The sequence below is a fragment of the Lelliottia wanjuensis genome (assembly GCF_030238365.1).
Taxonomy (GTDB): Bacteria; Pseudomonadota; Gammaproteobacteria; order Enterobacterales; family Enterobacteriaceae; genus Enterobacter; species Enterobacter wanjuensis.
In genome coordinates this window covers 257670-277835 of the sequence record NZ_JASSOT010000064.1, presented here as the reverse complement: position 1 = coordinate 277835, position 20166 = coordinate 257670, and the positions used below count along the sequence as shown (strand labels likewise).

Here is a 20166-nt window from a genome sequence, read left to right as displayed (position 1 = left end):
CGAAATTTCATACTTTCCCCGCAACACCCCTCTCTATAATTTGGGAAATGTTTCAGAATGTTCCCAAAAATTATGAATGACGAAAACTTTTACAATAAAGACGTCACGCGAGAAGAGTGGCAGCAGGGCCTTTCTCAGGATGACCATCACCGTTCCGGTATCCGGTTTGCGCGGCGCGTTCGACTGCCGCGTATCTTCGGGCTGGCGGCCATGTTTTTCCCGATCGCCGGGGCGCTGGTGGCGCAAGCTCCGCCTGGAGGCTGGTGGTTACTGCTGGTCGGATGGGCGTTTGTCTGGCCGCATCTGGCCTGGCAGCTGGCCTATCGCGCCGCCGATCCGCGCGTCAGTGAGATGAACAACCTGAAGGCTGATGCCATAGTCGCAGGCGTCTGGATTGGGCTGACAGGGGTGAATGTGCTGCCCACCGCGGCTCTCATCATTCTGATCGGCATGAATACGATGGGGGCGGGCGGGATCCGGTTGTTCACTGCTGGTGCAATCATGACGACGATTGCAGCCCTGGTGACGCTACAGCTTACCGGCGTCTCTCCTGGTTTTACGCTTACCCCGCTGGAACTCTGGCTGGCGTTGCCGGTGATGGTGCTCTACCCGCTGTTTTTTGCCTGGGTGAGCTACCAGACGGCGATTCGGCTGGCAGAGCACAAGCGCCGTCTGGAGTTGATGAGCACCCGCGATGGCATGACCGGGGTGTTCAACCGCCGCCACTGGGAGATCCTGTTACGCAATGAGTACGACACCTGTCGGCGCGCTCATCGCGAAGCGGCGATCCTGATTATCGATATCGATCATTTCAAGAGTATCAACGACACCTGGGGCCACGACGTGGGCGACGAGGCGATTATCGCCGTCACGCGACAGCTGCAGTTAACCCTGCGCGCCGGGGATATGATTGGGCGCTTCGGCGGAGATGAATTTGCGGTGATCATGAGCGGCACGCCGGCGGAAAGTGCCATCGCGGCGATGTCTCGTGTGCATGAGCGGCTGGCGGTCTTAACGCTGCCCTGCGCGCCGCAGGTGCGACTGCGGATCAGCGTCGGGGTGGCCCCGCTAACGGAAGAGTTTTGTCACTATCGGGAGTGGTTAAAAGCGGCGGATGTGGCGTTGTACAAAGCGAAAAATGCCGGACGCAACCGCACCGAAGTGGCGGCCTGACGCCCGGCGCGTTTCATCAGGACTTACTGAGTTGCTCTGATTTTTCCATGCACTTGTTCATCGCTTCAATCACCGCCGAGCGGAATCCACGCTCTTCCAGAACGCGCACGGCTTCGATGGTGGTGCCGCCCGGTGAACAGACCATATCTTTCAGTTCGCCCGGATGTTTGCCCGTTTCCAGCACCATTTTCGCGGAGCCCATCACCGCCTGGGCGGCAAATTTATAGGCCTGCGCGCGCGGCATTCCGCCGAGCACGGCGGCATCGGCCATCGCTTCGATAAACATGAAGACATACGCGGGCGCAGAGCCGCTGACGCCCACCACCGGATGGATCATCGCTTCGGCAATCACTTCGGCTTCGCCTAAGCAGCGGAAAATGTTCAGCACGTCGGCCACGTCTTCTGGCGTCACCAGCGCGTTCGGCGTCACGGAAGTCATCCCTGCATTCACCAGCGACGGAGTGTTTGGCATGGCGCGGACAATTTTGCGATCGTGGCCGAGGGCGCGCGCGAGCTGATCGAGGGTCACGCCCGCGGCGATGGAGACCACCAGGGTCTCTTTGTTCAGGCTGGAGGTGATGTCGCTCAGAACCTTGATCATGATGTTAGGTTTAACGGCGCCAAAGACGATATCCGCAATCTGGGCAACTTCCTGTGCGCTTTCGGCAGCATTAATTCCGTATTCATCACGCAGCGCGGCGACTTTATCCGGTGACGGGGTGTAGACCCAAATCTGCCCTGGCAACACCTGGCCGCTGGCGATCAGACCGCCGAGAATGGCTTTTCCCATATTGCCGCAGCCGATAAAACCGATTTTTTTGTCCATCACGTCTCTCCGTTATGATGCGTTGTGAGTTCTGATTTATAGCTTAACAACGAAAAGCAGGCGACAATAGCCACCAATGTCATCCAGGGGAGAAACTATGGCGATTTGGGTGGATGCGGATGCGTGTCCGAATGTCATTAAAGAGATTTTATTCCGCGCGGCCGAGCGCGTGCAGATGCCGTTGACGCTGGTCGCAAACCAGAATTTGCGCATTCCGCCGTCGAAATTTATTCGTTCAATGCGCGTTCCGGCCGGGTTCGACGTGGCGGATAACGAAATTGTGCGCCTGTGCAGCCCTGAAGATTTGGTGATCACCGCCGATATTCCTCTCGCAGCAGAAGTGCTGGAGAAAGGCGCAGCGGCGCTGAATCCGCGCGGTGAACGTTACTCGCCCTCCACGATCCGCCAAAAACTGACGATGCGCGATTTTATGGATACCCTGCGCGCGAGCGGTGTGCAGACCGGTGGGCCGGATTCGCTCTCGCAACGTGACCGCCAGCAATTCGCCGCTGAGCTGGATAAGTGGCTGCTGGAAGTGAAGCGCCGCAACGCGTAATGATAAGCATTGCTGATTTATGGTATAGTGTGGCAACCGCAGGGTTGTCATCGCCTGATGCTTTGCAGTAAAGTTGACGCACCCGCTTATGCAATGATTTCTTTACAGAGACTACGCGCTAAACTCACTCATCACGCTCTCTGTCATGCAAACATATTCTTGTTGTAATCCAATTTTTACAGTTACCTTGCGTACTAGTTTAATGGTATTATTGCTCGTTTTTTGACATCACTCGCCGCAACCTCGCGGTATCAAGGGGAACACCAGGCTATGACCCAACCCATCTTTTTAGTTGGCCCCCGTGGCTGCGGAAAAACAACCGTAGGCCTCGAACTGGCGCGCGTGAGTGACAGCCAGTTTGTCGATACCGATCACTGGCTGCAAACGCACGCTCGTCAGACCATCGCAGAGATCGTCGAAAAAGAAGGCTGGGAGAGTTTCCGCACGCGTGAGTCTGAAACCCTGGAAGCTGTCACCGCACCTTCGACCATTGTCGCCACCGGCGGTGGGATCATCCTCGCAGAACGTAATCGCCAGTTTATGCGCGAGAAAGGGATTGTGATTTACCTGTGTGCGCCAGTTTCTACGCTGGTAGAGCGCCTGGAAGCTTTCCCGGAAGAGGGGCAGCGCCCGACGCTCACCGGAAAGCCCATCAGCGAAGAGGTGAGCGAAATTCTCGCCGAGCGCGACGCCCTGTACCGCGAAGCGGCGCACCACGTGATCGACGCTTCGCTCTCGCCGGAACAGGTCGTAAATCAGATTGTTACCGCCCTGCGTCTGGCTTGCGCCAGCTAACTGGCGTCTATACTCATAGTTTAGCCCTCGTAAAAAGGATGAACTATGCCAACCAGACCGCCATACCCACGCGAAGCACGCATTGTCACTGTTGAAAAAGGCACCGGTACCCAAACCGTGACCTGGTATCAATTGCGTGCGGATCATCCCAAACCCGATTCCCTGATCAGCGAACACGAAAGCGAGCAGGAAGCCCTGGATGCCAAACGCCGCTACGAAGATCCCGATAAGTCCTGATACAAATCTGAAATCCACCATAACCGTGTCTGAATCACACTTTTAACTCAACGATAATGTTAAGTGAGGGTTAATATTTAGTTATTACAGTGGGATTCAGAACGGGCGTTCGATCTTTACATTTCGGTGTGGAGATATGCTGCTACGCTTTTGTCCTGTTTAAGCTGAAACAAGAACCGCGCAGCGTATTGAGCTTGTGCCTGTATTATCGCAGTGGTAGTGAAGAAAGGCGAAAAAGATGAAGGCAACATTGGCGATCCTCACCATCGGAGTGGTCCCTGTCAGCGAAGTTTTACCGCTCCTGACGGAGCATGTCTCTGAACAACAAATCACCCATCTGAGCCTGCTGGGCAAGATGAGTCGGGAAGAGGTCATGGAAGACTACGCACCCGTCGCCGATGAGGTGACGCTGCCGACATTGTTAAGCGACGGTAAACTAGCGCACGTTTCACATCACAAAATCGAACGTGCATTACAGGGTGTCATTGAAGTGCTCGATAACCAGGGATATGACGTGATCCTGTTGATGAGCACCGCTCCGATTTCCGGTCTTATGGCACGAAATTCTATCCTCCTTGAACCGATGCGAATCATTCCTCCGCTGGTGGCCTCGATTGTAGATGGGCATCAGGTCGGGGTGATTGTGCCGATTGAAGAACTTCTCGCTAATCAGATCGCCAAATGGAGAGTTCTACAACGCACGCCGCTGTTTGCGCTGGCGAATCCGATTTGGGACAGCGAAGCCAAACTGATTTCAGCGGGGCGTGAACTGCTGGAGCAGGGCGCGGACGTCTTGATGCTGGATTGCCTCGGTTTTCACCAGCATCACCGCGATCTCCTGCAAAAAGCGCTCGATGTTCCGGTGCTGCTCTCAAACGTACTGGTCACGCGCCTGGCGTCCGAATTACTGGCCTGATGATTTTGCGTGACAGGCACGGAGGCTGGCCCCTATAGTGGATTTTTATCCAAAGACATAAGGGCCAGTTCATGCTTCAAAGTAACGAATACTTTTCCGGTAAAGTGAAATCCATTGGTTTTACCAGCAGCAGTACTGGCCGTGCCAGTGTCGGCGTGATGGCTGAAGGGGAATACACCTTTGGTACCGCAGAGGCTGAAGAGATGACGGTCGTCAGTGGCGCGCTGAACGTGCTGTTGCCTGGCGAAACCGAGTGGAAGGTGTACACCGCGGGAGAAGTTTTCAACGTCCCTGGCCACAGCGAATTTAACCTGCAGGTTGCCGAGCCGACTTCTTATCTGTGTCGTTATCTGAAATAAAAAAAGGCCGGGTAGCGTTAACGCTCACCCGGCCTTTTTCTTCACGTTTTAGCGCTGCGCTTCGCCGCCTAAACCTTCCACCAGATTCTGAATCAACGCCGCCAGTTCACCCGTCATCAGGATGAAGTCCGCGTCAAAACGCTGGGCAAAATCTTCGCGATCGATATCTTCGTTTTGATCGCGCAACTCATCGCAGAACTTCAGACGTTTAATCGAACCGTCGTCGCACATCACGAACTGAATGCGCTGCTGCCAGTCGAGGGCCAGCTTGGTCACCAGTTTGCCCGCTTCGATATGGACCGCGATCTCGTCGCAGACCAGATCCTGTTTCTTCGCGCGGATCACGCCGCCATCTTCGAGCATCGCTTTCAGCTCGGCCTCATCCAGCAGCTGGAACCCTTGCGCCGGGCTGCCGCTGCGAACCCATTCGGTCAGCGTCAGTTCGATCGGATTTTCCATCGCCAGCGGAACCACCGGCAGGGAGCCCAGGCTCTTACGCAGCAGGGCCAGCGTATCTTCGGCTTTCTTGGCGCTGGCGCAGTCCACCATGATCAGACCGTTGACGGTGTCGATCCACATCATGGTCTGGCTGAAACGGCTAAAGGCGCGCGGCAGCAGGGAGTGCAGCACTTCGTCCTTCAGGGAATCTTTTTCGGTTTTTTTCAGCTTGCGGCCCTGTTCAGCCTCGAGCTTGAAGATCTTCGCTTCCAGCGCCTGCTTCACCACCGGTGACGGCAGGATTTTCTGTTCCTGACGCGCGCAAAGAATGATTTGACCATTGGTTGTCGAGTGGGTCAGCGCATCGCTTTGAGAACCCATCGGAGAAACCCAACCGGTTTTTGCCATATCCTGGCTACCGCATGGGGTAAAGGTGTAAGCGGCTAACTGTTTTTCCATCTCTTCCGCACGCAGCGAAACGTCGCGGCTGAGACGGTAAACCATCAAATTTTTGAACCACAGCATGATAATTTCCACGGCCTTGTCGTTAAATCAGCGGGCATGATAACGAATTGTGGCAGCGCTTGCATTGCTAATCGGGTAGCCTGCTTCTACTCTGTTGATAATCAAAATAATGAGGAGAGTCCTGTGCGTATTGGTATTGATTTGGGCGGCACCAAAACAGAAGTCATTGCGCTAAGCGATCGCGGCGAGCAGCTCTTTCGCCACCGCCTGCCGACACCGCGCGACGACTACCAGCAGACTATCGAAACCATCGCACAGCTGGTGGAGATGGCAGAAAAAGCCACAGGGCAGACCGGCTCGGTCGGGATGGGGATTCCTGGCTCGATTTCGCCGTACACCGGCGTGGTGAAAAATGCCAACTCGACGTGGCTCAACGGGCAACCATTTGATAAAGATTTGAGCGCGCGCCTGAACCGCGAAGTGCGGCTGGCGAATGACGCCAACTGCCTGGCGGTCTCGGAAGCGATCGACGGCGCGGCGGCAGGCGCACAGACCGTGTTTGCGGTGATCATCGGCACCGGCTGCGGCGCGGGCGTGGCGCTCAACGGTCGCGCGCACATTGGCGGCAACGGCACGGCGGGCGAGTGGGGGCACAACCCCTTACCCTGGATGGATGAAGACGAACTCAAATACCGCGCCGAAGTGCCGTGCTACTGCGGGAAACAGGGCTGCATCGAAACCTTTATCTCCGGAACCGGTTTCGCCACCGACTACCATCGCCTGAGCGGAAAGCCTCTCAAAGGCAACGAGATTATGCGTCTGGTGGAAGAGCAGGACGCCGTGGCCGAGCTGGCGCTGAGCCGTTACGAAATGCGCCTGGCGAAATCTCTGGCGCACGTGGTCAATATTCTCGACCCGGATGTGATCGTGCTGGGCGGCGGCATGAGCAACGTCGACCGGATTTACACCACGGTTCCGCAACTGGTGAAACAGTGGGTGTTCGGCGGGGAGTGCGAAACGCCGATCCGCAAAGCGGTGCACGGTGATTCCAGCGGCGTTCGCGGCGCGGCATGGTTGTGGCCGCAGTAGGTAAAATGGCCCGAGCGCGTTTGCTGCCGGGTGGCGGCTTCGCCTTACCCGGCCTACAAAACAAGTTAATATCGGCACGAACGGTCCCCTCTCCCTTTTAGGGAGAGGGTTAGGGTGAGGGGCCCAGACCGCACCTACTCCACCGCAAACTCCCGATCCAACTTGCTATACCCCAGCCCGTTAATTTTCTTCACTTTAATCTGCACCGGAATGCGCTCTTTCATCGCCTCAACGTGGCTGATCACGCCGATGGTTTTGCCCGTCGCGTTCAGGGCATCCAGCGCGTCGAGCGCCGTATCCAGCGTCTCGCTGTCCAGGGTGCCAAACCCTTCATCAAGGAACAGAGAATCAATCCGTGTTTTATGGCTGACGAGGTCAGAGAGCGCCAGCGCCAGGGCCAGACTCACCAGGAAGCTCTCGCCCCCGGAAAGCGTACGCGTATCGCGCACCGCATCGGCCTGCCAGGTATCGACCACTTCCAGCTCCAGCGCGTCGCTGGCTTTGCGTTGCAGCAGATAGCGCCCGTGCAGACGGTTCAGCTGCTGGTTCGCCAGCCATACCAGATTGTCGAGGGTCAGCCCCTGGGCAAATTTGCGGAAGCGATCGCCGGTGCTGGAGCCAATGAGCGAGTTCAGATATCCCCAGTCGTCCGCCAGACGCGCGGCGTCTTCGATCTGCTGCATCAAACCCTGCTGATGAAGACGATTGTCGCTGTCCTGCTTGAGCTGCTGACGGATCTCACCCTGACGTGTGGTGTTTTCGCGCAGTTGAAGCGCCAGTCGCTGTAATTGTTCCTGCAACGTTTGCACATCCAGATCCTCCGGAAGTGCTTCCGGTTGCCGTCCATGGTGTTCCAGGAACTGCTGATCCGCCTGTGCGGCCAGCGCGGAAGATTGCTGGAGCTGCTGTTCCAGCGTGTGCCGGAGCTGCTCCAGCTTGCGCACGGTGTCGCCATCGAGCAGCGCTGCGAGGAACGCTTCTTCACTGGCAAAACTGCTCTCCTGAAGCGCGGCAGCAAATTGTGTTTGCAGTTGGGCCAGCCGTTCGCGGTCGCTCTGCTCCTGCTGTTGCAGGGTGGTGAGCTGGCTTTGCAGGGAGATACAGTCGCTGTGGATCTCACGCCAGTTGTCCGGTACCGGCTCGTCTGCGGTTTCCTCTTCCGATGGCGGAAGGGTTTCAAGCAGCGGTTTCAGCGCGTTGATACGTTCCTGAAGTGCGGATAATTGTTTCTGTTTTTCCTGCCAGTCGTGAGCTTCGCTTTCGCGCTGCATCAGCCACGCGTTTTCCTCGCCGTCTTCTGGTGTGTTTAGTCCGAGCGGGGTTAACGTGCTCAGCAACGACTGGCGCTGCGCCTCGATCTGCTGCCCAAGCTGTTGAACCTGCTGTTCCAGCTCGTTGAGCTGATTTTGCAGCACCTGGCGCTGGCTGAGCTGATACAGCTGGCGCTCGTACTGCTCCTGCTCATCCAGCCAGGCGGCGATATCGTCCTGAATCGTCAGGCTGACGTTCAGGGAGGCGCATACCGTCTGCCACTCTTGAGTGAGCGCTTGCTCCTCCTGGGTGAGTGTCAGGGTTTCTGCGGCGTCGCGCTCACGCTGGGCGACCAGGGCATTCAACTGCCCGCGCACCAGCTGTCCCTCTTCTTCGAGACGCTTCACTTCGGCATGCAGTTCGTCGCGGCGACGCTGGTTGGCGCTGAGCTCCAGGGCCTGATATTGCGCCACGGCAGGGTGTTCCGTGGCGCCGCACAGCGGGCAGGGTTTTCCCGCTTCCAGGCTGGCGCGATGCGCTTCCAGACCCTTGATTAATGCTTCCTGCTCGCACAGGGTTTTCAGATCCAGGTAGTGCTGGTTTTTCTCTTTGTACTGCTGACGGCGAGCGGCCAGGGTTTGCTCAAGCCCCGTCTGGGTGGCCTGATCTTTTTCCTGCGCGTCACGTGTCTGTTTCAGCCGTTTTTGCAGAGGCTGATAGCGGGCCTGTAGCGTCGCCAGACGTTGACGCGCCGGGCGATATTGCACCTGCTGCTCGAGCGCCTGCGCCGTCTCATCCGCAGATAACGTCAGGGAGCTAGGCGGCAGCGCGGCCAGTTTTTGCTGGAACTCGGCAAGGCGCTGACTCAGGGTTGCGGATTGTGATTTGTCCCGCTGCTGCTGAGCAAACAGCGCCCGCCAGCCGCCGATGTGCTGGCTCCACTGTTCGAAGCGACGATGTTCCTCCAGCCAGAGGGCGACCTCTTTGTGTCGGGACTGGAGCTGCGCGTCATCCCGCATTGCGCCGTTGCGGATCCGCGCCCGCTGGGCCTTGCGCGACAGTAAGCGAGTGTTTACTTCAGTAATCTGCTGCCGGGTGCGGGTGAGCGTGGCGGCCTGCTCCTGCTGTCGGTCCCAGAGCGGTCGCAGAGTTAGCGCAGGCTGGGCCTGCTGCAGTTTTGCCAGCTCAGGCTGGGCGTCGGTTTGCGCCAGGATGGCCTGCTGATGCGCGGAATGGGCACGCTGCTGTTCGCGTAAGAGTTCATCGCGGCGCGTCAGCCATTGATGCTGTGCCTGACGTTGTTGCTGCTCGTTCAGCAGCGTTTTCTCTTCGTCAGTCAGTGCTTGCAAACCTTGTTGCAGCTGCTGTTGCTGCTCTTCGCTCAGGAGTACCACGCCTGCGGCCTGGGCTTCACGCATCTCCAGTTCAGTTCGCGCCGTTTTGTGCTTCTCAAACACCATGGCGGAGATTTGGCCGTAGATTTCCGTGCCGGTCAGTTCTTCCAGCAGCTCAGCGCGCTCTTTCGGTTTGGCGTTCAAAAAGGCCGCAAACTGGCCCTGGGAAAGGAGCATTGAGCGGGTAAAACGGCCATAATCCAGCCCGGTCAGCGAGGCGGTGAGATCGAGTTTATCTTTCACCTTATCGGCGAGAATTTTGCCGTCTTCGCACTGGGCCAGCTCCACGCGCGGTGCCTGTAAGTTCCCGTCCGGCTGGTTGCGGGCGCGGTTCTGGCTCCAGAATGCGCGATAGGCCACGCCTTTAACCTCAAATTCTACCTCGGCCAGGCACTCTGCCGTGTCGCGGGTCATCAGATCGTTTTGCGACTGCGACACCGTGTTCAGGCGCGGCGTCTCGTGATACAGCGCGAGGCAGATGGCGTCGAGCAGGGTGGTTTTGCCTGCCCCGGTTGCACCGGTGATGGCGAACAATCCGTTGCTGGCAAACGGCTCGGCGGTGAAGTCGATTTTCCATTCGCCCTTCAGGGAGTTGAGGTTTTTCAGACGCAGGCTGAGAATTTTCATGCGTTGTGTTCCTCGTCATGCAGCGCGTGCAGGGTATGGGTGAATAGCTCGTTAAGTCGGGCGCGCTGCGCATCGTCGATCTCCTCCTGCGCCAGGCGGCGTTCAAACACCTCTTCGACTTTTAACTCGCTGAGGGTTTCGCGTTGCGCACTTAAGAGAATTTTCTCGCGCTGTTCGCGGCTGCGGCGTACCAGCAAGACTTCAACCGGTAGCTCTTCTGTCAGGGTCTGGATTTTGCGCTGCATATCGTGCAGGTATTCATCGGTGCTGATTTCGATATCCAGCCACACGGGGGGGGATTGTTCCACGTCGCGCCACTGTTCAAGCTGCGCGGCAATAGCGGCGAGATCGCCCTTGAGCATCGCCAGCGGCTGTGTCACCGGAACCGTGAGCGTCTCGACGGCGCTCAGTTTGCCGTCGTTAAAACTCACCAGATGAACGCTTTTGCCTTTACCGGTCTCATCAAAGCTGAGGGAGATCGGCGAGCCGCAGTAGCGAATATGCTCGCACCCGCCGATGACCTGTGCGCGGTGAATATGCCCGAGGGCAATATAGTCGGCAGGCGGGAAATTTTGCGCCGGGAAGGCGTCGAGCGTGCCGATGTAAATCTCGCGCACCGCGTCACTTTTGCTGGCCCCGACGGTGGTCAAATGTCCGGTGGCGATGACCGGCAGCGCCGCGTCACCGCGCAGCGCGCAGGCGTCCGCATATTGCTGCTGATAATAATCGGTGATCGCCTGTAACAGATGCTGCTGCTTTTCGCCGCCGGAAAGCCCGGCCTGGCTTTGAACGATATCGCGTGGGCGCAGGAAGGGGATCGGGCAGAGCACCGCGCCCGGCGTCCCGTCGCGTTTTTTCAGGATTTGTGGGGCATGCCCGGCGTTTGCCACTACAGTGGTATTCAGAAACGCGAGAATGTCCCGGGATTCGTTGAGCGTGGCGACGGAGTCGTGGTTGCCCGCGACAATCACCAGATGACAGCCCGTCTGCTGCAGATTCACCACGAAGCGGTTGTAGAGTTCTCGCGCATAGCTTGGCGGCGATCCGGTATCAAAAATGTCCCCGGCGACGATGATGGCGTCCACCTCCTGCTCCTGCGCGGTCTCCAGCAGCCAGTTCAGGAAGGCCTCATGTTCGGCGGCGCGACTTTTACTGTAAAAATTTTGACCCAGATGCCAGTCCGAGGTGTGAAGTATGCGCATAGCAGATCCGTATCCGTGGCAAAAAAGAGTGGAGGGGATTATAAGCTTTCAGGGACGAGAAAATAACCGCTGTAATAAAACAACAGTTTGCCATTCATGGTGGTAATGTTTTTCATAAATCTGTCATAAATCTGACGCATAATGGCGCCGCATTCCAAACTAATACATTAATAAGACAGGGCAAAGTATGGCGAGACGTATTCTGGTCGTAGAAGATGAAGCTCCGATTCGCGAAATGGTGTGCTTCGTGCTCGAACAAAATGGCTTCCAGCCGGTTGAGGCGGAAGATTATGACAGCGCGGTGAATCAACTGAACGAACCCTGGCCCGATTTGATTCTGCTTGACTGGATGTTGCCCGGCGGTTCTGGCCTGCAATTTATCAAGCACATTAAACGCGAAGCGATGACCCGCGATATCCCGGTGGTCATGCTGACGGCGCGCGGTGAAGAAGAGGATCGCGTGCGCGGTCTGGAGACCGGCGCGGATGATTACATCACCAAGCCGTTCTCGCCGAAAGAGCTGGTGGCGCGTATCAAAGCCGTGATGCGCCGTATTTCACCGATGGCGGTGGAAGAGGTGATCGAAATGCAGGGGTTAAGCCTCGATCCGACCTCACATCGGGTGATGACCGGCGAAAACCCGCTGGATATGGGCCCGACAGAATTCAAACTTTTGCACTTCTTTATGACCCACCCGGAACGTGTTTACAGCCGCGAACAGTTGCTGAATAACGTCTGGGGGACTAACGTCTATGTCGAAGACAGAACGGTAGATGTACATATTCGCCGCTTGCGTAAAGCGCTGGAACACAGCGGCCACGATCGTATGGTGCAGACGGTCCGCGGTACGGGTTATCGTTTTTCGACCCGTTTCTGAACAATGACAGGAGTGTGACGCGTGCTGGAACGTCTGTCATGGAAAAGGCTCGTTTTTGAACTGATCTTATGTTGTATTCCCGCCGCCATTTTGGGGGCGATTTTTGGTCATCTGCCGTGGTTTTTACTGGCGGCAGTGACCGGGCTACTGGTCTGGCATTTCTGGAATTTACTGCGTCTTTCCTGGTGGCTGTGGGTCGACCGCAGCATGACGCCGCCGCCGGGTAGCGGCAGCTGGGAGCCGCTGTTGTACGGCTTACATCAGATGCAAATGCGTAATAAAAAGCGTCGTCGCGAGCTGGGAAGCCTGATCAAACGCTTTCGCAGCGGGGCGGAGTCGCTGCCGGATGCCGTCATTCTGACCACCGAAGAAGGGACCATTTTCTGGTGTAACGGCCTGGCGCAACAGCTGCTCGGGCTGCGTTGGCCGGACGATAACGGTCAAAATATTCTGAACCTCCTGCGTTACCCCGAATTCACCCACTACCTGAAAAAACGCGACTTTACGCGCCCGCACAATCTGGTGCTGAACAATGGTCGTCATCTTGAGATCCGCGTGATGCCGTACAGCGATCAGCAGTGGCTGATGGTGGCGCGCGATGTGACTCAGATGCACCAGCTTGAAGGGGCGCGGCGGAACTTCTTCGCCAACGTCAGCCATGAGCTGCGCACGCCGCTGACGGTGCTGCAGGGCTACCTGGAGATGATGCAGGAGCAGACGCTCGAGGGTGCGCCGCGCGAGAAAGCGCTGCACACCATGCGCGAGCAAACGCATCGCATGGAGGGACTGGTGAAACAGCTGCTGACGCTGTCGAAAATCGAAGCCGCGCCGACACTGGCGCTGAACGAAACCATCGACGTGCCGATGATGCTGCGGGTGGTAGAGCGCGAAGCGCAGACCCTGAGCCACAAAAAACATCAGTTCACCTTCGAGCTGGACAGCACTCTGAAGGTGCTGGGCAGCGAAGACGAGCTGCGCAGTGCGATTTCGAACCTGGTCTACAACGCGGTGAATCATACGCCTGAGGGGACGCACATTACCGTGCGCTGGCAGCACGTCCCGACGGGCGCGGAGTTCAGCGTGGAGGACAACGGGCCGGGGATTGGGCCGGAGCATATTCCGCGTCTGACCGAGCGTTTCTATCGCGTGGACAAAGCGCGCTCGCGGCAGACAGGCGGAAGCGGCCTGGGGCTGGCGATTGTGAAGCACGCTGTGAATCATCACGACAGCCGCCTCGATATTCAGAGCACGCCGGGGAAAGGCACACGATTCAGTTTTGTCATCCCGGAACGTTTGATTGCCAAAAAAAGCGCCTGACAGGGCGCGTGTCAGCCTTCCTTTCCACAGGCCAGCGATTGCTGGCCTGTTTGCTTTGCAGTCAAGCGAAACGCGAATGAATTTTATACGGTTGTTGCTTTTTTGTTCGCATGATTAGCCATGAGTTTTTCTTAACCTTAGAGGATTGTTCTGGTCTCAATTTTCATGCTGGCATATTGTTCTGGTTTTCAGATCGCTCCTTGCCTTTAAACGTTATAAGCGTTTAAATTGCGCCCCATACAGTGTCATACCAACTGTATTTGCGTGGTAAATCGAAAAACTATTCTTCGCCACGGCATGACGGGAGCATATCCCGCTGAAATTGAGTAAATTTTCCGCTGTATCGTCCCATTTGGGATGGCGAAAATCTCAACGTTTTCAACACCACATCCACAGGCAGTAAGGTTCTATGACCCATCATTTAAAATCGCGTGACATCATCGCGCTGGGCTTTATGACTTTTGCGCTGTTCGTCGGCGCAGGTAACATCATTTTTCCTCCTATGGTTGGCCTGCAGGCGGGTGAACACGTCTGGACGGCGGCTATTGGCTTCCTGATTACCGCCGTGGGCCTGCCGGTGCTGACCGTGGTCGCGCTGGCGAAAGTCGGCGGCGGTGTGGATAGCCTCAGCACCCCGATCGGTAAAGTAGCGGGTATTCTGCTGGCGACGGTCTGCTATCTGGCGGTCGGTCCGCTGTTCGCGACTCCACGTACCGCAACGGTCTCCTTTGAAGTCGGGATTGCACCGCTCACCGGCGACGGCGCGCTGCCGCTGCTGATCTACAGCCTGGTCTACTTCGCACTGGTGATTCTGGTCTCCCTCTATCCGGGCAAACTGCTGGATACCGTGGGTAACTTCCTGGCACCAATGAAAATTCTGGCGCTGATCGTGCTGGCCGTGGCGGCAGTTATGTGGCCTGCCGGTCCTATCAGCGAATCGCTGGACGCCTACAAAACGGCGGCCTTCTCCAACGGATTTGTGAACGGCTATCTGACCATGGACACCATGGGCGCGATGGTCTTTGGTATCGTTATCGTCAACGCCGCGCGTTCTCGCGGGGTGACCGAAGCGCGTCTTCTGACCCGCTACACCATCTGGGCTGGCCTGATGGCCGGTGTCGGTCTGACGCTGCTGTATCTGGCGCTGTTCCGCCTGGGTTCTGATAGCGCGACCCTGGTCGATCAAAATGCTAACGGTGCAGCCATTCTGCATGCTTACGTGCAGCACACCTTCGGCGGTGCGGGTAGCTTCCTGCTGGCGGTACTGATTTTCCTGGCCTGTCTGGTGACCGCGGTTGGCCTGACCTGCGCCTGTGCCGAGTTCTTCGCTCAGTACGTTCCGCTCTCCTATCGCACGCTGGTGTTCATCCTCGGCGGCTTCTCGATGGCGGTTTCTAACCTCGGTCTGAGCCACCTGATTCAGGTCTCCATTCCGGTGCTGACTGCGATCTATCCGCCGTGCATCGTGCTGGTGGTGCTGAGCTTTACCCGTCCGTGGTGGAACAATTCCTCGCGAATTATTGCCCCAACGATGTTTATCAGCCTGCTTTTTGGTATCCTTGACGGGATTAAAGCATCCGCCTTCAGTGGGATCCTGCCTGACTGGACACAGCGTCTGCCGCTGTCAGAGCAAGGCCTGGCCTGGTTAATGCCGACCGTTGTTGCGATGGTTCTGGCGATTATCTGGGACCGAGCAGCAGGGCGTCAGGTCACTTCCAGCGCGCATTAATCAACGACAAATTGTGTAACCACGGGGCTTATGGCCCCGTGGTTTTTTGTTTTTTTCGAGTTGAATGGCAAGATTTAAATGGAAAGCACGAACAAACTAAAACGTGGGCTAAGCACCCGCCACATCCGCTTTATGGCGCTTGGCTCGGCAATCGGGACAGGCCTTTTTTATGGCTCGGCAGATGCCATTAAAATGGCCGGACCCAGCGTCCTGCTGGCGTACATCATCGGCGGCGTCGCGGCCTATATCATCATGCGCGCGCTGGGCGAGATGTCGGTACACAATCCATCCGCGAGTTCTTTCTCACGCTACGCCCAGGAAAACCTCGGCCCGCTGGCGGGCTACATCACCGGCTGGACCTACTGCTTTGAAATCCTGATCGTGGCGATTGCCGACGTGACGGCGTTCGGCATCTACATGGGCGTCTGGTTCCCGCTGGTGCCGCACTGGATATGGGTGCTGAGCGTGGTGCTGATCATCTGCGCCGTCAACCTGATGAGCGTGAAAGTGTTCGGTGAGCTGGAGTTCTGGTTCTCCTTCTTCAAAGTCGCGACCATCATCATCATGATTGTGGCGGGTTTTGGCATCATCATCTGGGGGATTGGCAACGGCGGGCAACCGACCGGGATCCATAACCTGTGGAGCAACGGCGGGTTCTTCAGCAACGGCTGGCTTGGGATGGTGATGTCGCTGCAGATGGTGATGTTCGCCTACGGCGGTATCGAAATCATCGGTATCACCGCGGGTGAAGCCAAAGACCCGGAGAAGTCTATTCCGCGCGCCATCAACTCCGTGCCGATGCGTATCCTGGTGTTCTATGTGGGCACCCTGTTCGTGATTATGTCCATCTACCCGTGGAACCAGGTGGGGACCAACGGCAGCCCGTTCGTGCTGACCTTCCAGCATCTGGGCATCGCGTTTGCCGCCAGTATCCTCAACTTTGTGGTGCTGACCGCCTCGTTCTCCGCCATCAACAGCGATGTGTTTGGCGTAGGTCGTATGCTGCACGGCATGGTGGAGCAGGGTAACGCGCCGAAAGTGTTCGCCAAAACCTCGCGTCGCGGCACGCCTTGGGTGACGGTGATGGTGATGACTGTCGCGCTGCTGCTCTCGGTCTATCTGAACTACATCATGCCGGAAAACGTCTTCCTGGTGATTGCGTCGCTCGCGACCTTTGCGACGGTCTGGGTGTGGATCATGATCCTGGTATCGCAGATTGCGTTCCGTCGTCGTCTGCCGCCGGAAGAGGTGAAAGCGCTGAAGTTTAAAGTGCCTGGCGGTGTTCCGACCACGGTCGTCGGCCTGATCTTCCTGGTCTTTATTATCGGCCTGATTGGCTACCATCCGGACACGCGTATCTCCCTGTACGTGGGCTTCGCGTGGATTGCCCTGCTGCTGGTGGGCTGGGCGTTTAAACGCCGCCGCGAGCGTCAGTTAGCCGAAGCGCAATGATGTGACCCTTGCCCGGTGGCGGCGTTGCCTTACCGGGCCTACGATTTTGTAGGCCCGTGCAAGCGAAGCGCCGCCGGGCAAAATGCCTCCTCCCTCCACCTCCCCCCCCAATAAACCTTTTCATGATGAGTTATCCTCCACTACGCTGTGGCAAGGTGGCCTCAATTTCATCAAAGGGGATACGTGATGTTGAACGCCTGGCACCTTCCGGTTGCCCCATTTGTTAAGCAAAACAAAGACAATTTAGTCATTACGCTGTGGCTGACGGGAGAAAATCAGCCGGAGCGCGTGACGCTGCGCGCCGAAGTGGATAACGAAGAGACGACGCTGAAGATGCACAAGCAGCGCGCGCAGCCGCAGCCGGGCGTCACCGCCTGGCGGGCGAATATCGATCTCTCTCAGGGCCAGGCGCGCCGTCGGTACAGCTTTAAGCTGCTGTGGAATAACCGCCAGCTGTGGTTCACGCCGCAGGGCTTTAGCCGTTTTCCACCCGCGCGGCTGGAGCAGTTTGCCGTCGATTACCCGGACCACGGCCCGCAGTGGGTCAACGATCAGGTCTTCTACCAGATCTTCCCCGATCGCTTTGCCCGAAGCCAGCAGCGCACGGTCGATCAGGATCAGGTCTATTACCACCACGCGGCGGGCCACGACATTATCCGTAAAACCTGGGACGAACCGCTGACGGCGCAGGCGGGCGGTTCAACGTTTTACGGCGGCGATCTGGATGGGATCAGCGAAAAACTGCCGTACCTGAAAAAGCTGGGCGTCACGGCGCTGTACCTCAATCCGGTATTCAAAGCTCCGAGTGTGCACAAATACGACACCGAAGATTATCGCCACGTCGACGAGCAGTTTGGTGGCGACGCGGCCCTGCTGCGTCTGCGGGAAAACACCCGTCGCGAGGGGATGCGCCTGATCCTCGACGGCGTGTTTAACCACAGCGGGGACTCCCACGCGTGGTTTGACCGGCACAATCGCGCCACCGGCGGCGCCTGTCACAATCCGGAATCCGCCCAGCGCGACTGGTACAGCTTTAACGAAGAGGGCCGGGCGCTCGACTGGCTGGGTTATCCCAGTCTGCCGAAACTCGACTTTCAGTCGCCGACGCTGGTGGAGGAGATCTACGGCGGGGAAGACAGCATCGTGCGCCACTGGCTCAAAGCGCCGTGGAACATGGACGGCTGGCGGCTTGACGTGGTGCATATGCTTGGCGAAGCGGGCGGTGCGCGGAATAATCTTCAGCACGTGACTGGCATTACTCATGCCGCGAAGGCGGCAAATCCCGACGCTTTTGTCTTCGGCGAGCATTTTGGCGATGCGCGCCAGTGGCTGCAGGCCGATGCGGAAGATGCCTCGATGAACTATCGCGGCTTTACCTTCCCGATCTGGGGCTTCCTCGCCAATACCGATATCTCTTACGATCCGCAGCACATTGACGCCGAAACCTGCATGGCGTGGATGGACAACTACCGCGCCAGCCTGTCGCATCAGCAGCAGCTGCGGATGTTTAACCAGCTCGACAGCCACGATACCGCGCGCTTTAAATCCCTGTTGGGCAAAGACGTGGCGCGCCTGCCGCTGGCCGTTACCTGGCTCTTTACCTGGCCGGGCGTGCCGTGCATTTACTACGGCGATGAAGTGGGGCTGGACGGCAACAACGATCCGTTCTGCCGCAAGACCTTCCCTTGGGAGAGCGACAGGCAGGACAAAAATCTGCTGGCGCTCTATCAGCGGCTGGCGAAGCTGCGCAAGCACAGTCAGGCCCTGCGCTACGGCGGCTGTCAGGTGGTGTACGCCCACGACAACGTGGTGGTCTTCGCCCGTGTGTTTAACCAGCAGCGCGTGCTGGTGGCGATTAACCGCGGTGAGGCCTGCGAAGTGGTGCTGGACGATTCACCGCTGCTTAACCTCCAGACCTGGCAACTGAAAGAGGGGAAAGGCGATATAGAAGAAGGCGTGCTGTCGCTGCCTGCGATTTCCGCCTCTATCTGGTTCGGTAATTAACGCTTTTCTGCAACGGGCATAACGCGCTCGTTGCAGAATATTCCCCCATGTTGTTCTGTTTAATTAAACAGAGCGGACAAATATCTTTAATATCCCGTCAATCAATACTCGCTATACTCAATTTGCTTTATCAGTCAGGGCCCGACCTCATATAGCACACATTTAGTTTTCTTTTAACATATTGATTAAAAGGTACATTTATGTCTATCCGCGAACTGATTGACCCATCAAACTCGACGCTTATTTTTATCGATCACCAGCCGCAAATGTCGTTTGGTGTGGCGAATATTGACCGCCAACTCCTTAAGAATAATACGGTTGCTCTGGCGAAAGCGGGCAAAATATTTGATGTGCCGGTTATCTATACCTCGGTCGAAACAAAAAGTTTTAGCGGTTATATCTGGCCGGAATTACTGGCGGTTCACCCGGATGTGAAACCAATTGAGCGTACCTCGATGAACTCCTGGGAAGATGATGCGTTTGTTGCGGCAGTCAAAGCAACGGGCCGCAAAAAACTCATCATCTCGGCCCTGTGGACCGAAGTGTGCCTGACCTTCCCGGCGCTGATGGCGCTGGATGAAGGCTTCGAAGTGTATGTGGTGACCGACACCTCCGGCGGGACCTCCGTGGATGCCCATGAGCGCTCCATCGACCGCATGGTGCAGGCCGGTGCGGTTCCGGTGACCTGGCAGCAGGTGCTGCTTGAGTACCAGCGCGACTGGTCTCGCAAAGAGACCTACGATGCGGTGATGGATCTGGTGCGCGAGCACAGCGGCGCTTACGGTATGGGCGTTGATTATGCCTACACCCTGGTTCACGGCGCGCCTGAGCGTAAAGCCTAACCCTCCCGGCGGGTCGATTTGACCCGCCATTTTCATCAGACCTGGACATCCTCATGGCGCAAAACTCACATGTGACGCTGGTGATCACCCATACCTTGCTGGCAGGACAGGCGGCGCGATACGAACAGTGGCTCGGCAAAATCATGCCCGTTGCCGCGGAATTCCCCGGACATCTCGGCGCGAACGTCATTCGCCCGACAGAAGGACAGAATCTGTGGACAGTCATTATTCGCTTCGACACCATCGAGCATTTATACGCCTGGACCCAGTCCGACACCCGTTCGGTGCTGGTGAAAGAGATTGAACCGCTGCTGGCCGAAGGGGATAAAACGGAAGTGCGCACCGAGGCCGCGTTCTGGTTTACGCCGCCGGAAACGCACGTGCGTAAACCGAAACAGTGGAAACAGTTTCTGGTCACGCTGATGGTGATCTTCCCCAGCACGCTGGTGGTGCCGCAACTCACCGGGGCGTTGCTTCCAGGCCTGAAAGGGTCTCTCTTCCTGCATTTGCTTAACGATGCTTGTGTGGTCGCGCTGGTGGTCTGGCTGTGGATGCCCATCGTGACCCGCCTGTTCGCCGGGTGGCTGAAAAAAGCCTGACCGGCTCAAAGGAGTACG

The 20166-nt window shown here is 57.2% G+C and carries 18 protein-coding genes; 14 read left to right on the top strand and 4 right to left on the bottom strand.

From position 1 onward, the window contains the following. Positions 1–57 precede the first annotated feature (57 nt). On the top strand, positions 58–1173 hold the full coding sequence (gene adrA / locus QQF33_RS17635; RefSeq protein ID WP_285145241.1) for a diguanylate cyclase AdrA: 1116 nt from the start codon (positions 58–60) through the stop codon (positions 1171–1173). Positions 1174–1189: 16 nt separating this feature from the next. Here adrA and proC read toward each other — a convergent pair whose 3' ends face one another. Continuing rightward, positions 1190–1999 carry a pyrroline-5-carboxylate reductase gene (gene proC, locus QQF33_RS17630; RefSeq protein WP_285158328.1) on the bottom strand — a complete coding sequence of 270 codons (810 nt, stop codon included), beginning with the start codon at positions 1997–1999 and terminating at the stop codon, positions 1190–1192. Between the two features lie 97 nt (positions 2000–2096). Here proC and QQF33_RS17625 point away from each other — a divergent pair, with 97 nt between their 5' ends. The 5 genes from QQF33_RS17625 to ppnP all read left to right on the top strand — a co-directional run bounded on the left by QQF33_RS17625 (position 2097) and on the right by ppnP (position 4862). Then, positions 2097–2555: a YaiI/YqxD family protein gene (locus QQF33_RS17625; RefSeq protein WP_285145240.1), complete on the top strand. Its 459-nt coding sequence runs from the start codon at positions 2097–2099 to the stop codon at positions 2553–2555. Positions 2556–2825: 270 nt separating this feature from the next. After that, positions 2826–3350: a shikimate kinase AroL gene (aroL, locus tag QQF33_RS17620; protein ID WP_282492661.1), complete on the top strand. Its 525-nt coding sequence runs from the start codon at positions 2826–2828 to the stop codon at positions 3348–3350. A 45-nt stretch (positions 3351–3395) separates the two neighbouring features. After that, positions 3396–3587: a protein YaiA gene (gene yaiA / locus QQF33_RS17615; protein WP_282492660.1), complete on the top strand. Its 192-nt coding sequence runs from the start codon at positions 3396–3398 to the stop codon at positions 3585–3587. A gap of 238 nt (positions 3588–3825) precedes the next feature. Continuing rightward, entirely contained in the window at positions 3826–4503 is a 678-nt protein-coding gene (locus QQF33_RS17610; protein ID WP_285158327.1) for an AroM family protein, read from the top strand. A 71-nt stretch (positions 4504–4574) separates the two neighbouring features. Next, positions 4575–4862 carry a pyrimidine/purine nucleoside phosphorylase gene (gene ppnP / locus QQF33_RS17605; RefSeq protein WP_285145239.1) on the top strand — a complete coding sequence of 96 codons (288 nt, stop codon included), beginning with the start codon at positions 4575–4577 and terminating at the stop codon, positions 4860–4862. A 48-nt stretch (positions 4863–4910) separates the two neighbouring features. Here the strand turns inward: ppnP and rdgC are convergent, their stop codons facing one another. Then, positions 4911–5825 (bottom strand): recombination-associated protein RdgC, encoded by a 915-nt coding sequence (rdgC, locus tag QQF33_RS17600; RefSeq protein ID WP_282492657.1) that lies wholly within the window; start codon positions 5823–5825, stop codon positions 4911–4913. A gap of 123 nt (positions 5826–5948) precedes the next feature. On the opposite strand from rdgC, the gene mak reads away from it, so the two are divergent. After that, positions 5949–6854: a fructokinase gene (gene mak, locus QQF33_RS17595; protein ID WP_285149908.1), complete on the top strand. Its 906-nt coding sequence runs from the start codon at positions 5949–5951 to the stop codon at positions 6852–6854. Between the two features lie 134 nt (positions 6855–6988). Here the strand turns inward: mak and sbcC are convergent, their stop codons facing one another. Both sbcC and sbcD read right to left on the bottom strand, forming a co-directional pair. Further along, positions 6989–10126 (bottom strand): exonuclease subunit SbcC, encoded by a 3138-nt coding sequence (sbcC, locus tag QQF33_RS17590; protein WP_285158326.1) that lies wholly within the window; start codon positions 10124–10126, stop codon positions 6989–6991. After that, positions 10123–11328 carry an exonuclease subunit SbcD gene (sbcD, locus tag QQF33_RS17585; RefSeq protein ID WP_285158325.1) on the bottom strand — a complete coding sequence of 402 codons (1206 nt, stop codon included), beginning with the start codon at positions 11326–11328 and terminating at the stop codon, positions 10123–10125. Before sbcD ends, sbcC begins: the two co-directional genes overlap by 4 nt. Before the next feature lie 187 nt (positions 11329–11515). Between sbcD and phoB the strand changes: the two genes are divergently transcribed. From phoB to QQF33_RS17550, 7 genes are all read left to right on the top strand, one after another. Beyond that, positions 11516–12205: a phosphate response regulator transcription factor PhoB gene (phoB, locus tag QQF33_RS17580; RefSeq protein WP_095280962.1), complete on the top strand. Its 690-nt coding sequence runs from the start codon at positions 11516–11518 to the stop codon at positions 12203–12205. A gap of 21 nt (positions 12206–12226) precedes the next feature. Further along, positions 12227–13522: a phosphate regulon sensor histidine kinase PhoR gene (phoR, locus tag QQF33_RS17575; RefSeq protein WP_282492653.1), complete on the top strand. Its 1296-nt coding sequence runs from the start codon at positions 12227–12229 to the stop codon at positions 13520–13522. Between the two features lie 409 nt (positions 13523–13931). Beyond that, complete coding sequence (brnQ, locus tag QQF33_RS17570) at positions 13932–15251, top strand: branched-chain amino acid transporter carrier protein BrnQ (RefSeq protein WP_282492652.1); 1320 nt, start codon at positions 13932–13934, stop codon at positions 15249–15251. 78 nt (positions 15252–15329) lie between these two features. Further along, on the top strand, positions 15330–16703 hold the full coding sequence (gene proY, locus QQF33_RS17565) for a proline-specific permease ProY (protein WP_282492651.1): 1374 nt from the start codon (positions 15330–15332) through the stop codon (positions 16701–16703). 186 nt (positions 16704–16889) lie between these two features. Next, entirely contained in the window at positions 16890–18707 is a 1818-nt protein-coding gene (gene malZ / locus QQF33_RS17560; protein WP_285158324.1) for a maltodextrin glucosidase, read from the top strand. 200 nt (positions 18708–18907) lie between these two features. Further along, positions 18908–19549: a hydrolase gene (locus QQF33_RS17555; RefSeq protein WP_095280967.1), complete on the top strand. Its 642-nt coding sequence runs from the start codon at positions 18908–18910 to the stop codon at positions 19547–19549. Between the two features lie 53 nt (positions 19550–19602). Then, positions 19603–20148, top strand: coding sequence for an antibiotic biosynthesis monooxygenase (locus QQF33_RS17550; RefSeq protein ID WP_282492649.1), 546 nt, complete (start codon positions 19603–19605; stop codon positions 20146–20148). Positions 20149–20166 lie beyond the last annotated feature (18 nt).

What these genes read in the sequence shown, in the direction of transcription:
- adrA (WP_285145241.1), top strand. Translation starts at nt 58, where the DNA reads ATGTTCCCAAAAATTATGAATGACGAAAACTTTTACAATAAAGACGTC.
- proC (WP_285158328.1), bottom strand. Translation starts at nt 1,999, where the DNA reads ATGGACAAAAAAATCGGTTTTATCGGCTGCGGCAATATGGGAAAAGCC.
- QQF33_RS17625 (WP_285145240.1), top strand. Translation starts at nt 2,097, where the DNA reads ATGGCGATTTGGGTGGATGCGGATGCGTGTCCGAATGTCATTAAAGAG.
- aroL (WP_282492661.1), top strand. Translation starts at nt 2,826, where the DNA reads ATGACCCAACCCATCTTTTTAGTTGGCCCCCGTGGCTGCGGAAAAACA.
- yaiA (WP_282492660.1), top strand. Translation starts at nt 3,396, where the DNA reads ATGCCAACCAGACCGCCATACCCACGCGAAGCACGCATTGTCACTGTT.
- QQF33_RS17610 (WP_285158327.1), top strand. Translation starts at nt 3,826, where the DNA reads ATGAAGGCAACATTGGCGATCCTCACCATCGGAGTGGTCCCTGTCAGC.
- ppnP (WP_285145239.1), top strand. Translation starts at nt 4,575, where the DNA reads ATGCTTCAAAGTAACGAATACTTTTCCGGTAAAGTGAAATCCATTGGT.
- rdgC (WP_282492657.1), bottom strand. Translation starts at nt 5,825, where the DNA reads ATGCTGTGGTTCAAAAATTTGATGGTTTACCGTCTCAGCCGCGACGTT.
- sbcC (WP_285158326.1), bottom strand. Translation starts at nt 10,126, where the DNA reads ATGAAAATTCTCAGCCTGCGTCTGAAAAACCTCAACTCCCTGAAGGGC.
- sbcD (WP_285158325.1), bottom strand. Translation starts at nt 11,328, where the DNA reads ATGCGCATACTTCACACCTCGGACTGGCATCTGGGTCAAAATTTTTAC.
- phoB (WP_095280962.1), top strand. Translation starts at nt 11,516, where the DNA reads ATGGCGAGACGTATTCTGGTCGTAGAAGATGAAGCTCCGATTCGCGAA.
- brnQ (WP_282492652.1), top strand. Translation starts at nt 13,932, where the DNA reads ATGACCCATCATTTAAAATCGCGTGACATCATCGCGCTGGGCTTTATG.
- proY (WP_282492651.1), top strand. Translation starts at nt 15,330, where the DNA reads ATGGAAAGCACGAACAAACTAAAACGTGGGCTAAGCACCCGCCACATC.
- malZ (WP_285158324.1), top strand. Translation starts at nt 16,890, where the DNA reads ATGTTGAACGCCTGGCACCTTCCGGTTGCCCCATTTGTTAAGCAAAAC.
- QQF33_RS17555 (WP_095280967.1), top strand. Translation starts at nt 18,908, where the DNA reads ATGTCTATCCGCGAACTGATTGACCCATCAAACTCGACGCTTATTTTT.
- QQF33_RS17550 (WP_282492649.1), top strand. Translation starts at nt 19,603, where the DNA reads ATGGCGCAAAACTCACATGTGACGCTGGTGATCACCCATACCTTGCTG.